Raw genomic sequence first — 12,211 nt, forward strand, 5'->3', positions numbered from 1 at the left:
TGCACCCATAGCGCCGGAGGAAGCTCACGCCGAGATGCTGTCGCTCGGCCTCGAACCGTTGGTCCCGTACCCAGGTGTCAATGAACCATGGCGCAGCCGCTGCCGGACCTGCAAGAAGATCGTCGACCCGAGTCTGACCAACGCGCGGAAGACAAAGCACAAGTGCAGGTTCTGCGCGCAGCGGGCCACCGACCCCGACACCGCCGTGAAGATCATGGAGGACGCCGGTCTGAAGCCGCTCGACCCTTTCCCCGGAGGCGTCAAGGCTCCCTGGCGGTCCGAGCACATCGCATGCGGCAAGGAAGTGAGCCCGACCCTGGACAAGGTCATCCAGAAGCGCCGGGCCCCCTGTAGCAACTGTGCCCAGCACGGCTTCGACCCCAACAAGCCCGGTTACCTTTACCTGATCGTCCACGCGGCCATGGCCATTGGAAAAATCGGGATCTGCAACGAGGACAGTGACCGGCTGCGTGTTCACAAGCGCCACGGTTGGACACCGATCGCGAAGGAACTGCTGCCGGGGCATCTCGCGGCGAAGGCGGAAGACATGATCCTCGGCCGTTGGACCGAGATCGATCTCCCGTACGGCGCGACGGCCGCCGACATGCCGCAGGGGGGATGGACGGAGACCGTTGCGTTGGTCGACCGTGGAATGGCTGAGCTGGTGAAGGATTTCGAATGGGCGGTGGGGTTGTGCCGGTGACTTCTGGCACGTGGCAGCCGCTGCGGGTGCTCCGCCAGCCGCTCGACAGCCCGGCAGGAGCCATCACGCCGGGGCCATGTGCCGCTTCACCCATCGCTCCTCATCCCTCCGGTCCCGCAGGGGAGCGACCAGCCAGGGCACGAGGCGCGGGGCCGGCGCCGCAGCGACCTGTTCGACCGGGTGGAGGAGTCCCCGTTCGCATGTCTCCGCCGTCCAGACCGCGAAGCTGGCGTCCGGGTAGGCCGGGTTGATGCCGATCTCCCCCTTTGGGGTGGTGCCGTTGAACGGGGTCGGGATGCGCTCGGAGTTCCAGTAGCTCCACGCTTCCAGGGCCTTGGCCAGTTCGAAGCAGTGGTAGAGCTGTGGGTAGCGGTCGACGATCCGGATCTCCCGGAAGATCAGCTGGCCGAAGAGATGAGGGGCGGCGTCCGCCAGCGTGTCCAGGTCCGCCCGACTGAAGGTGAGGGCGGAGGCGTCCTGGTCCGGCGCCAGGGCTGTGGCGGCGAACAGGTGGGACATCCGGCGCCGCACGTAGCTGGGCAGGCCGGATGCCAGTCCGGCCTCGATGCTTTCGACGAGTTCGACGAGCCGCGCGCAGTTCGGCGCGAAGCGGCCGAGGTCGAAGAGAACTCCCATCCCCTGCACTGCGGAGAACGCGAGCTCCTTGTAGAGGCGGTTGTTGAGCTCGCCTCTGTGCGCGTACTCCTTGGTCGTCCGGCTGGTGGAGTGGAGCATCAAGTACTCGGCGACGGTCTCGAAGTAGAGGTACCCGAGGTAAGCGAAGACCGGGACCGTGGCGGCGAGGGTGTCGACGAACGACTCGTCCGGCGCCGCGCCGCCGGTCGCGTTGCGCAGGAGTGTGTCGAGGAACGGGGCCGCGACGTGCACGCGGTCCAGGACGGACCGGAGCACCTGGTCGTCCTCCGCCTCGGTGAGGAAGTGCCGGTACGCCTGGTACGTCCTCAGGTGGATGCCGCCGAGACGCAGGTAGTCGATGCCCTTGGCGGGCACCGGAGCGCTGGGGGTGACCTCGATGATCAGCGGTGTGCTGTTCTCCCTGCTCTCCAGCAGGTATGAGCCGAGGTTGTGGGGCCGGAAGGCGCCACCAGCCTCTGGTGTGAGAGGTGATCCATAGATGGCGCCGACCAGGCAGCCTGTGGAGGCGTAGAGGTGCCCGCTGCTGCGGACGGCACCCAGGTCGCGGGTCAGGTGAAGCAGGCGGATCGGGGCGCCACTGGCCAGGGTGCGGAGCATGGCGTTGTCCCGCAGGAGCCAACCGTTCGGGGTCTCCGCCTCAAGGCGGCGAGTCCAGTCGGCTTCGCTCTCCGCGAGCCCGGCGGGTGACGGGCGCGAGACCGGCGCGTTGTAGTTGGTGTGGGCGCATTCCCAGTCGGCGTGCAACGGGTCCTCCTACTCGGGCAGCACGGTGTGGAGTGCGTGTTCCAGGGCTTCGCCGTGAGTGGCGCCGTCGAGGCTTGCCTGCTCGCTGTGCACGACCAGGTCGAACGCGACCGGCGGGAGCCACGTCGGCAGGGCTACGCGGAGGCGGCTCGGGTCGGGCCACCAGCGGCGAAGGGGCAGTCGGTAGCGGTCGAGTGCGTCAGCCGCCTTGAGGAGGTCCACCAGGTGTGGGCTCTGCCGGTAGGCGCTGGCCTGGGTGTCGGTGAAGGCGTCGTGCGGGACGTCGTGGAGGGCGACGGCGGTGATCGTCTCGGTGGTGACCGGCTGGCCGAAGGTGCGGGCCACGGTGTCGAGGTTGCCGGCGAGCCAGCGTGCGGCGCGTTCGCCGTGGCCGGGGTCGTTGCGGTCGTGGTGTCGTCGGCAGTCGTGGCAGGCCGCTGCTGCGGCGAGGGCCAGGGCTTGATCACGGACGAGCTCATGATGTTGGGCGAGGAACTGGACGAGAAGGCTGACGCGGGCGTTGTGCATGGCGCCGTGGATGGAGTCGATCACGGGCGGGCTGGCGAACCATGAGGCATCGGGTACCAGCAGGGCGGGGCGGTGTGGCATCGTGGCCGGGACACTGGGACCGGCGGGCCGGTTGCTGGCGATCCAGGTCAGGGTGTGCTGGTCCATGTGCTGGTGGTCCGGGAGCCTGCGGGTCTCGGCGAGTACGCGCAACGGCACGTCGGCGGCTTCCGGTGTCGGCGAAATCATGAAGGGTTCCTCGATGGGATCGGGTGCGATGGGCGTCACGCTGGGCGTGGTGGTGCTGACGATGGGCAACCGGCCGAAGGAGCTTCGTGCGCTCCTGGACTCGGTCGAAGCCCAGGAGGGCGGCGGCAGCACGCGCACCGTGGTGCTCGGCCAGGGCGTGCACCTGCCCGAGCTGCCGGCGTGGGTGGATGCGGTAGAGCTGCCCGAGAACCTGGGCATCCCCGGAGGGCGGAATGCCGGCGTCGAGCGGCTGCGTGAACTCGGCGGTGTCGACGTCCTGGTGGTCCTGGACGACGACGGTCTGCTTCCCCGAACCGACACCTTCCGGTTGATCCGGGAAGCCTTCGAACAGAACCCGCTCCTCGGTGTGGTGTCCTTCCGGATCGCGGACGAGACCGGGTACACCCAGCGCCGCCACGTCCCCCGCTTCGGCGCGAGCGATCCGCTGCAGTCTGGTCCGGTCACCACGTTCCTGGGCGGCGGGCACGCGATCCGCATGAGCGTGATCGACCAGGTCGGCCTGTTCCCTGCCGAGTTCTTCTACGCGCACGAGGAGACGGACTTCGCCTGGCGTGCGCTCGATGCCGGATGGGAGATCGACTACCGGTCCGACCTGGTGTTGCAGCATCCCCGCACCGATCCGGCCCGGCACGCGACCTACTACCGGATGACGGCACGCAATCGGGTGTGGCTGGCGAAGCGTCACCTGCCTGCCGTCCTGGTGCCCATCTACCTCACCTCCTGGGCGCTGTACACGGTGGTGCGTCGGCCGCCGCTGTCCGGTCTCAAGGCTTGGTGGTCCGGGTTCTTCGAGGGCGTTCGGACGCCGTGTCCTCCGCGTCGGCCGATGCGGTGGAGCACGGTGTGGCGGATGACCAGGCTGGGCCGGCCGCCGGTCATCTGACAGCCGGCCCCGTGGAGTTGTGGGTCAGGACCAAACGGCGTGGACGGCGTCGATGACGCGCTGCACGTCCGAGCTGGTCATCGCCGGGTAGCACGGCAGGGACAGTTGCCGGGCAGCGATCTGCTCGGTGACGGGCAGGTGGCAGTCGATGTACCGGTATGCGGCGAGTCGGTGGACCGGCTTGAAGTGCACGCTGGTACCGATCCCATAGGTGTCGAGGAGCATGTCGGCCACCGTGTCGCGGCTCCGGCCGCCGACCGGTTCGATCAGGACGGGGTAGAGGAACCAGCCGTGCCGGACGCCGTCCAGGACGGTCGGCAGCCGCAGCCCCGGAAGGCCGGCGAGGGAGCGGTCGTAGGAGGCGGCGATCTGGGCTCGGCGGGCGGTGAAGTCCGGCAGCTTCTGGAACTGCTGGATCCCGACCGCGGCCGTGATGTCCGGCATGGTGTACTTCAGGCCCGGCACGGTGACCTCGTAGTCGGCGGTGCGGCGCTTGCCGTGGCGCTGCCACACGGAGGAGTCGATGCCGTGTCGGCCGAGGAGGCGGGCGGCCTGGACGAGGTCCGCGCGGCCGGCGATCATCCCGCCCTCGCCGGTGGTCATGACCTTGTTGGCGTAGAAGGAGAACACCGCCAGGTCACCGATGCTGCCCGCTCGCAGGCCATCGCGCGAGGCGTGCAGAGCGTGGGCGGCGTCCTCGATCAGGACCAGGCCGTGGTCGTCGGCGAGCTTGCGGAAGGCCAGGAGGTCGCAGGGGTGGCCGCCGTAATGCATGACCACGATGGCCTTCGTCCTGGCGGTGATCGCCTGCTCGGCCGCCTCGGGGTCGATGTTGAACGTGACCGGATCGACCTCGGTGAACACGGGTGTGCCGCCGGACTGGACGATGGCGTTCGGGGCCGCGCAGAAGGTGAGACTCGCGGTGATCACCTCGTCCCCCGGCTTGATGCCGGCGGCGAGGAAGGCCAGGTGCAGGGCGGCGGTGCACGACGAGACGGCGAACGCGTCCTCGGCTCCGAGTGCGGTCTTCACGACTTCCTCGAACCGGGTTGCCTTCGGGCCATGCGTGAGCCAGCCCGAGCGCAGGGTGTGGATCACCTCGGCCTCCTCCTCGCCCCCGATGGACGGCCGGTTCCACGGCAGGAACGGTGCGGCGGTCGTCACGGCTTCCCCCAGGTGGCGGTGTACTCGGCCTGGTACCGCTGGCACGCGAGGGAGCGCAGGGATCGCACCTTGCCGGCGGTGAAGGCCGCCACTAGGCCCCGGTGGTTGTCGTACTGGGGCTGGTTCGGGTCCGTGATCGTGCGGGCCGCGAGGAGGTCGGCGATCTCCTGCACGCCGTCCTTGAGAGCGGTGGAGCACGCCCCGGGCATGTGGTGCTGGAGCCGGGTGAAGCTGACCCGGTAGTCGCGGGCGTCGGCTTCGTCCCGCTCCGGCCCGCGCTGGATCTTCGAGCCGGGCACGATGGCAGCGACGGTCTCGGCGATGTCGGCGATGGTGTGGTTCTCCTGGTCGCTGCCGACGTTCCACGCCCCGGTCAGCTTGTTGTCCAGGACGCCGGCGAGGACTTCGGCGACGTCACCGACGTGGACGAGGGGGCGGCGCTGTGCGCCGCCGTTGAGCGGGATGCGGCCGGTGGCGACGGCCCGGGAGGCCATGGAGTTGACGACGGAGTCCAGACGCTGGCGGGGCGAGGAGCCGTGGACGGTTGCCAGCCGAAGGGTCGCGAACTTGCTGACTCCGGCGAGTACATCGGGCAGGCGTCGTTCGGCGAGGACCTTGGTCCTGGCGTAGATGCCCAGCGGGTTCGGCTCGGTGTCCTCGTCCACGGTGCCTTCGTGCTTGCCGTAGACGCTGCAGGAGGAGAAGAACACGTACTGGCCGACGCCAGCGCCGGCTGCGGCCTCGGCGGCGATCATCGGGGCGGCGTAGTTCAGTTCCACGGCCAGCTCCTCGTCCAGCTGGCAGGCCGGTTCGCCGACGATCCCGCCGAGGTGCACGACGGCGTCCGCGCCGTCGCAGACCTCAACCAGCAGGTCGGGGTCGCGCAGGTCCCCGCCGACGAACGTGGCGGCGTTGGGCAGGAGCTGGCTCGGGTCGTCCCGGCGGTTGTAGATCAGGCCGTCCACGACGGTGACGTGGTGGCCGAGGGAGACGAGGTGGTGGGAGGCGACGGAGCCGATGTATCCGGCTCCGCCGAGAAGCACGACGCGCATGGCGGTGGTGGTCCCTTCGTTCAGGCGGCCAGAGTGGCGGTGGTCGGGGTGGTGAACCAGTCCGGGACAGCGTCCGGCGTGGTGCGGAGCCAGTTCACGTAGCGGTCGATGCCCTCGGTGAGGGTGATAGCGGGGCGCCAGCCGAGCAGGTCGGCGGCCCTGCGGGTGTCGGCGTAACCTCCGCGCGGGTCGCCCTCGGGCATGGGTGTCTCGACGAAAGCGGCGCGGGGGTAGTGGGCGGCGACCAGCTCGGCGATCCGCCGGACCGAGGTGGGGATGCCGGTGCCGATGTTGATGGTCTGTCCGGTGGCCTGGCCGGCGACGAGGGCGAGGATCGTGGCGTGCGCGATGTCCTCGACGTGGACCATGTCGCGCACCTGGTGGCCGCCGCCGTTGAGCCGCATCGGCTTGCGCGTGTGCGCGGACAGGGCCAGCCACGGGACCATCCAGGAGTGCGAGCCGGGCTTGGGGATCTGCGGGTCGCCGTAGACGGAGAAGTACCGGACGATCGAGTACTCGGTGCCGCTGCCGCCGAGCATCAGGCGCACCTGGTGCTCGCCCCACAGCTTCGTGTTGGCGTACACCGAGATCGGGGTCAGCGGCTGGTCCTCGGTGAAGCGCGCCACACCGTCCTCCGTGGGGATGCCGTCGCCGTAGACGGAGGCGGAGGACACGAACACCAGCCGCTTCACTGACGACTCCATCACCGCGTCCAGGACGGTCTGGGTGCCGTGCACGTTGGCGGCGAAGGCGGTGTCGGGCCGGCGGGTGCAGGCGGCGACGTCGGCGTATGCGGCGGCGTGGATCACGTAGTCCGTTTGGCCTGCGAGCCACTTCACGGTGGACCGTTCGCGCACGTCCCCGAGGACGACCCGGGCGCCGTGCTGGTCCACCCGGAACAGATCGCGCACCGGGTGCGGGTAGGCGTCGAACCTGTCCAGGACGATCGGCTTGGCTCCGCAGGCGGCGAGCTGGGCGACGATGCGGCTGCCGACCAGGCCACCGCCCCCGGTGACCAGCACGCTGGCCCCGGCCAAGTCGCGCAGGCGCGGGTCGAAGTACACGTCGGCCATGAGGCATCGACCTCCTCTGAAGTGCGGGGTTGTGCACTCAGTGAACAGTCGGCCACGTCCAGGCGGTACGGTGATGGCCCGCTCATCCCGTTCAATCTGTTCAAGATCAGGTCTGGGGGTGCGAGTTGACTGGGCATAAGGAGCCCAACCGGCAGCTGGCGAGCGTCATCGAGGAAGCCGGGTGTACGTACGAAGCCCTGGCCAGAACGGTCCGCACCGTCGCCGCGGAGGCCGGCGAGACCCTGCACACTTCACGGTCGGCCGTGCTCTCCTGGGTCCGGGGCGGCACCCCAACTGGCAGAACCGCGACCTACCTTGCCGAGGCTTTGACCAGAATGGTGAAGCGGAAGGTGACGGCCGCCGAGATCGGTCTAGGCTTCGCCGCAATCGGGGAGGTCATGACCCCTGATCCTCTGGCAACCGCTGCCGATCTCGGGAGACTTGTCATGTTCCACCGTCGCGACTTCCTCGCCCTCGCCTTTGGCACCGCCGCCGTCGGGCTCCCGCTCGTCTACGACCACCAGGCCGTCGCCGCCGCTCTGCGAACCGCGAAGGGCGGTCGCAGGGTCGGAGCTGAAGAGGTCTCCACCGTCCGGCAGCTCACCGAGATGTTCCGGACCGCCGATGAGAGGCTGGGCGGCGGCCACGGGCTGTCCACTGTGTCGTCCTACCTGGCGGACGCCGTCGTGCCGATGCTCCAGGCCACGTTCCCGTCCGAGGAGGTCCGCCGGAGTGCGTACGGCGCGGCGGCTGAGCTGGCGACCCTGGTGGGGTGGAAGTGCCATGATCTCGGCCGCGAGGGCGCCGCACAGAGGTTCTACCTCCTCGCCTACCAGCTGGCCTGCGAGTCCGACCCCGCAGGTCACGGAGCCTGGATGATGCGAGCCCTCACCCACCAGGCCCTCGGTCTGAACCAGACCACGCACTGTGTCGAACTGGCCGAGGCCGCGCTGTCGCGGGCCCAAGGGAAGGTCGACCGGAAGACAGAAGCGCTGCTGCTGGTGACGGCCGCGCGGGCGTACGGAGCGAGTGGCCAGAGCAAGGACGCTGCGGGGGCGCTCCTGGCCGCCGAGGACGCCATGCTCGCCTGCGAGGACGGCGTTCCCTCCTACGCTGCCGCCTCCGGCCCAGTGGCGGCCACCGTGGCATCGCACACGGGTAAGACCCTGACCGAGATGAAGGACCACCAGGCCGCCGAACGGCACTACCGTGCGGCGTTGGAGGGGCGCGTCCCTGAGACGTACCAGCGGGTTCGTGGTCTGACCCTCGCGAACCTCGCCAAGTCCGTGGCCGCCCAGCACCGCCACGAGGAGGCCGTGATCCTCTGGGATCAGTGCCTGGACCTCATGGACGGCGTGGCGTCCGACCGGAACCGGAAGGAGCTGAAGACGGTGCGCTCGACCATGGCCGTCTACAGCAGGCGAGGGATCCCTGGCGCATCCGAACTCGCGCAGAGAGCTGGCGAACTCGTGTCCCTGTGACGCCAGGTGAGTCCGCCGCTTCCCGGTGCTCGTGCCGGCGTGGCTTCGCTCATCAGCCCCAAGTGGTGCCCGCCAGCAGGCCATCGAACGCGAGTGCCCTCATGGCGCTGTCGAAGTCATCCCATTCGTGTTCGGGTTCGGTGAAGTGCTGGTCGAAGTAGGCGCGGGTGAGGTCGGGCTCGTGCCACTCGGCCGCGCAGCGACAGCGGACGAAGACCTGGTGGCGGACGTTCAGGAGGAGCCAGTCGCGGCGCGCGGCGCACTGCGGGCAGGTGATGGGGATGCCGCGGGCGTCGAGTTCGCCGGGGTGGGGGACGGCGCGGATGACGGCTCGGTGGGGCTCGGGGCGGGGGTGGTGGTAGGCGGGTTCGTAGTCGGTCATGCGGTGCCCTTCCGTGTCGGTGACGGTTGCAAGCACCACAAGACGTACGGCGGCCGGGATGGTTCCCGGCTGCCGGAATGGACATCACATCGACACCTTGACCGTGTGGTTGTTCGGCCAAGGGCTGGGGGTTAGTCCTTGTCGCGGTCCGTGATGATGCTCATCTCGGGGCCGAGGATGTCGCGGAGGCGCAGGTACTCGATGCGGTCCTCTTCTGTCATGCGGGAGGCGGGGTCGTGGATCAGGGTGCCGTCGGGGACGTCGCCGAAGTACTTGTCCATCAGGGCGCAGAAGGCGCGGGGGGCGTCGGCTTCCCGCTCCTGCTTGAAGTCGAGTTCGAGCTGTATCTGCGCGAGGACGGCCTCCATCTCCTTGAGGGTGCAGCTGCACGCGAGGGACTTCTCCTGCTTGGTGAAGGGCTGCCCGTCGTGGTGGGTCCAGGTGTTGGTGTCGAGGTAGGCCGGGAGGTCGGCGTCGAGCAGCAGGGTGACGACCTCGGGGCGGATGCCGGTGCGGATCAGGGTGCGCAGGCGCTGGTATTCGGTGCGGTCCTTGTCGGTCATGGCCGCGACGATGTCTTCGTCGGTGGTGCCGTTGGGGAGCTTGATCGAGTACCGGTACATGAGGATGCGCAGGGCGTGAGCAGGGTCGCCGAGGCCGTGGTCGAGCCCGATCTTCCGCGTGGAGGAGAGGGTTTCGAGCTCCACGTCAGTGGCGTCGTGGGCCATGGCCTGCTCGGCGTCGGTGAAGGGGCGTCCGTCGTGGTGGGACCAGGTGTTGGTGTCGGGCCGGTAGATGAAGTCGGCGTTGTTGAGGAGCTTGAAGACGTCGAGGCGGCAGGTGGGCTCAGTCAAAGTGGTGAAGGTCCTTGAAGTGGTGGGTTGGTGGCCGGTGGCGGCTGGGCTGGGGGTTTGTGCCGTTGGGCGGGGCGCGGGGCAGGGGCTTCTCCTGGCCGGGGTCAGTGTCGGCGGGTGGGATCGTGAGCGGCCCTGTCGGTGGCCGGCGAGGTCGGCGTGGCGGCGAGGGTCGTCGCGGTGGTGCGTGCGGTGGCGGTCTTGGTCCGGGCGGCGGTGGTGCGGTCGTCGGCGGTGGCCTTGCGGGTGCGGGTCCGGACCGACCACAGGAGTATCTGGGCCGGGGAGTTGGCGTCCGCGAGGTTGTGCGGTTGGGCGGCCTGGCCGAGGATCTCGGCGGTGTCGTGGCCGGCGTGTTCGGCGTCGGCCAGGACGGTGGCGAGGGCGGGCCAGGCGGGGTCGGTGGTGATGCGCGTGGCGTGGTCGGGCAACAGGGCCTGGACGGTGTGCTGGTAGCGGGTGAGGGTGTGGGTGTCGGGGGTGCCTTGGGAGAGGTCCGCGAGGGGCTGGGCGGCTGCCCGCTGGTAGGCGGTGTGCAGGTGCACGCCGGTCTGCCAGGCGGCTTCGGCCTGCTGCTGATGGCCACGCTGGGCGTGCCATTCAGCGGCGGCGATCACCGCGACGGCGATCACGAAGAGGATGAGAGCGAGGGTTTCACCGTCCTTGGTGCCGCTGGTGTAGAGCAGTCCGCGGGTGGCGCGGTGCAGAGCATTGGCCTTGCGGTGCTGGGGTTTGATGCGGGAGCGGTTGGCACGTTCGAAGACCTCGGCGGCGTGGTGGAGCCGGGCGCGGTGCGCGGGTGGGCTGAGGGCGGCGGTGACGTCGAGGAGTTCGCCCAGGGCGGCGATGTGGGCCTGGCGGCCTCGTCGTTGCCGGTGCGCAGGGCGTTCGGGATGGTCTCGGTGGTGCGGACGGCCTGCTTCCAGGCCGCAGTAGGCGTGAGCTTGCGGGAGAGGGGATCGATGGCCGCGAGACGTTGGCGGATCTTGGGCAGGGAGAGGTCGGGGGCGAGGTTGCTGCCGCTGAACCATGCGGTCTCGCCGGGCAGGGTGACGCTGTAGCCCTTCACGTCGCCGGACGGCAGCAGGCTCTCCTTGAACAGGACGCCGAACTGGTCGAGGGCGAGGAAGAACTGCTCCTCGGTACTGGAGGCGGCAACAGCGAGGCGGACCTTGGTGCGCAGTTGTTCACGGGTGGTGGTGGCCTGGCCGAGTCGCTTGGCGCGGTGCTGTTCGGCCTGGGTGGGCCGCTTGGCAGCGGTGCCATCACCCGACCGGACCCGCCGAAGGGCGTAGTCGATTTCGATCTGGCGGGCCTCGCGTTGGGCGCGGGTGAAGTCGCGGCCGTTGTCGGGCGTGCGGCCGTCCTGGCGCATCAGGGTGGCGACGATGTGGATGTGGTCGGCGTTGTGCCGCACCGCGACCCAGCGGCACGCTTTGGTGTCGCCCTTGGGGGCGATGCCGGTGGCGTGCACGATGCGCCGGGCGATGGCGGCCCACTCGGTGTCGGTGGCTCGGTCCCGCTGTCGCCGGGCACGGCCAAGGCGCTCCGCGCTCACCTGGAGCGGTTCGGGACGACGCCCGTCACGCTGCCCTGGCACACTCCGGACGGCAAGTCGAAGACCCTTCGTCTGCTGTTCGTGGACGCCAAGGGGAAGCCGCACAACCGGAGTGTCTTCAACCAGGGCATCTGGAAGCGGGCGCTGGTAAACGCCAGCGTGATTCCCCCGCGCACGAGCGGCTCGCAGTACTTCGAGGCGGCACCGGACGACGGGATGCACGCCCTCCGCCACACGTACGCCTCGGCCCAGCTCGAAGGCGGCACCAGCATCAAGGCCCTCGCCGTCTACCTCGGCCACTCCGACCCCGGCTTCACGCTCCGGACGTACACTCACCTCATGCCGAGCAGTGAGGGCCGTAGTCGCTCCGCCACTGACGACTTTCTTCTTGGGGCAGCCGAGTCGGGTCCCGGCAGTCGACACGAGCGCGCCTCCGGAGGCGTGTGCTCTCAGAAGCGATTCCCAAACCGAAGGTAGGGTCACGTTTTCCCAGGTGAGGTGTGTGGCCGCCACTCGGTAGGCAAGCTCGGAGCGTCGTGTCGGTGCGGGGCGTGGTCGGAGGTGGCGGATGCCGTCGGTGCTGGGAGTGCTGGAGAGGCGCGAGCGGGTGGCGCTGGCCCGGGCGGAGGAACTGCGGGCCGAGTTGGAGGGGCTTCAGGCCGCCGTGGCCGAGGCGGATGAGGCCGCGCGGCGCGCGGTCATCGCCCGGGAGGAGACCGTCGCTGCCTTGGGCGAGTTGGCCGATGAGGCCCCGGTGGTGGAGCCGGTTGTGGGCGTGGCCGGGCCGCGGGTCGAAGTGCCCTTCTAGAGCGAAGGGTTGGGGATCCATGCGCTTTCGCCCGACTGTGCGCGGATCGTGGCCCTGGTCGAGCGCGATGCGGCC

13 protein-coding genes and 1 pseudogene are annotated in these 12,211 nt (G+C 69.4%); 5 read left to right on the forward strand and 9 right to left on the reverse strand.

The window, feature by feature from the left end:
- Positions 1-34: 34 nt before the first annotated feature.
- Positions 35-703 carry a hypothetical protein gene (locus tag BOQ63_RS25915; RefSeq protein WP_072655049.1) on the forward strand — a complete coding sequence of 223 codons (669 nt, stop codon included), beginning with the start codon at positions 35-37 and terminating at the stop codon, positions 701-703.
- 63 nt (positions 704-766) lie between these two features.
- Here the strand turns inward: BOQ63_RS25915 and BOQ63_RS25920 are convergent, their stop codons facing one another.
- Both BOQ63_RS25920 and BOQ63_RS25925 read right to left on the reverse strand, forming a co-directional pair.
- Positions 767-2,104 (reverse strand): hypothetical protein, encoded by a 1,338-nt coding sequence (locus BOQ63_RS25920; protein WP_072655050.1) that lies wholly within the window; start codon positions 2,102-2,104, stop codon positions 767-769.
- 9 nt (positions 2,105-2,113) lie between these two features.
- The gene (locus BOQ63_RS25925; RefSeq protein WP_360462769.1) at positions 2,114-2,632 is read right to left on the reverse strand and encodes a hypothetical protein; all 519 of its coding nucleotides are present in this window, start codon (positions 2,630-2,632) and stop codon (positions 2,114-2,116) included.
- Between the two features lie 226 nt (positions 2,633-2,858).
- Here BOQ63_RS25925 and BOQ63_RS25930 point away from each other — a divergent pair, with 226 nt between their 5' ends.
- Entirely contained in the window at positions 2,859-3,764 is a 906-nt protein-coding gene (locus tag BOQ63_RS25930; RefSeq protein ID WP_435820390.1) for a glycosyltransferase family 2 protein, read from the forward strand.
- A gap of 24 nt (positions 3,765-3,788) precedes the next feature.
- Here BOQ63_RS25930 and BOQ63_RS25935 read toward each other — a convergent pair whose 3' ends face one another.
- The 3 genes from BOQ63_RS25935 to BOQ63_RS25945 are packed head-to-tail and all read right to left on the reverse strand — an operon-like array spanning position 3,789 to position 7,053.
- Positions 3,789-4,928, reverse strand: coding sequence for a DegT/DnrJ/EryC1/StrS family aminotransferase (locus tag BOQ63_RS25935; RefSeq protein WP_223886045.1), 1,140 nt, complete (start codon positions 4,926-4,928; stop codon positions 3,789-3,791).
- Positions 4,925-5,980, reverse strand: a complete 1,056-nt coding sequence (locus BOQ63_RS25940) for an NAD-dependent epimerase/dehydratase family protein (protein WP_072655051.1) — start codon at positions 5,978-5,980, stop codon at positions 4,925-4,927. The genes BOQ63_RS25935 and BOQ63_RS25940 overlap by 4 nt, the downstream gene beginning before the upstream one ends.
- 20 nt (positions 5,981-6,000) lie before the next feature.
- Positions 6,001-7,053, reverse strand: a complete 1,053-nt coding sequence (locus BOQ63_RS25945; protein ID WP_072655052.1) for an NAD-dependent epimerase/dehydratase family protein — start codon at positions 7,051-7,053, stop codon at positions 6,001-6,003.
- A 125-nt stretch (positions 7,054-7,178) separates the two neighbouring features.
- Here BOQ63_RS25945 and BOQ63_RS25950 point away from each other — a divergent pair, with 125 nt between their 5' ends.
- On the forward strand, positions 7,179-8,534 hold the full coding sequence (locus BOQ63_RS25950; protein ID WP_072655053.1) for an NsdA family TPR-like regulatory protein: 1,356 nt from the start codon (positions 7,179-7,181) through the stop codon (positions 8,532-8,534).
- Positions 8,535-8,586: 52 nt separating this feature from the next.
- Here BOQ63_RS25950 and BOQ63_RS25955 read toward each other — a convergent pair whose 3' ends face one another.
- From BOQ63_RS25955 to BOQ63_RS25970, 4 genes are all read right to left on the reverse strand, one after another.
- Positions 8,587-8,916, reverse strand: coding sequence for a hypothetical protein (locus tag BOQ63_RS25955; RefSeq protein ID WP_072655054.1), 330 nt, complete (start codon positions 8,914-8,916; stop codon positions 8,587-8,589).
- Between the two features lie 131 nt (positions 8,917-9,047).
- Positions 9,048-9,770: a hypothetical protein gene (locus BOQ63_RS25960; protein WP_072655055.1), complete on the reverse strand. Its 723-nt coding sequence runs from the start codon at positions 9,768-9,770 to the stop codon at positions 9,048-9,050.
- 104 nt (positions 9,771-9,874) lie between these two features.
- Positions 9,875-10,402: a hypothetical protein gene (locus tag BOQ63_RS25965; protein WP_072655056.1), complete on the reverse strand. Its 528-nt coding sequence runs from the start codon at positions 10,400-10,402 to the stop codon at positions 9,875-9,877.
- A complete protein-coding gene (locus tag BOQ63_RS25970) occupies positions 10,399-11,244 on the reverse strand; it encodes a hypothetical protein (RefSeq protein ID WP_072655057.1) in 846 nt (281 codons plus the stop codon). The genes BOQ63_RS25965 and BOQ63_RS25970 overlap by 4 nt, the downstream gene beginning before the upstream one ends.
- A gap of 39 nt (positions 11,245-11,283) precedes the next feature.
- Between BOQ63_RS25970 and BOQ63_RS25975 the strand changes: the two are divergent.
- Together BOQ63_RS25975 and BOQ63_RS25980 are read left to right on the forward strand one after the other, a co-directional pair.
- Positions 11,284-11,805: pseudogene (locus BOQ63_RS25975) on the forward strand (tyrosine-type recombinase/integrase); the annotation flags it as partial.
- 91 nt (positions 11,806-11,896) lie between these two features.
- Entirely contained in the window at positions 11,897-12,136 is a 240-nt protein-coding gene (locus BOQ63_RS25980; RefSeq protein WP_079183758.1) for a hypothetical protein, read from the forward strand.
- The last annotated feature ends 75 nt before the right edge of the window (positions 12,137-12,211 follow it).

It is taken from the genome of Streptomyces viridifaciens (assembly GCF_001888885.2).
GTDB lineage: Bacteria > Actinomycetota > Actinomycetes > Streptomycetales > Streptomycetaceae > Kitasatospora > Kitasatospora aureofaciens.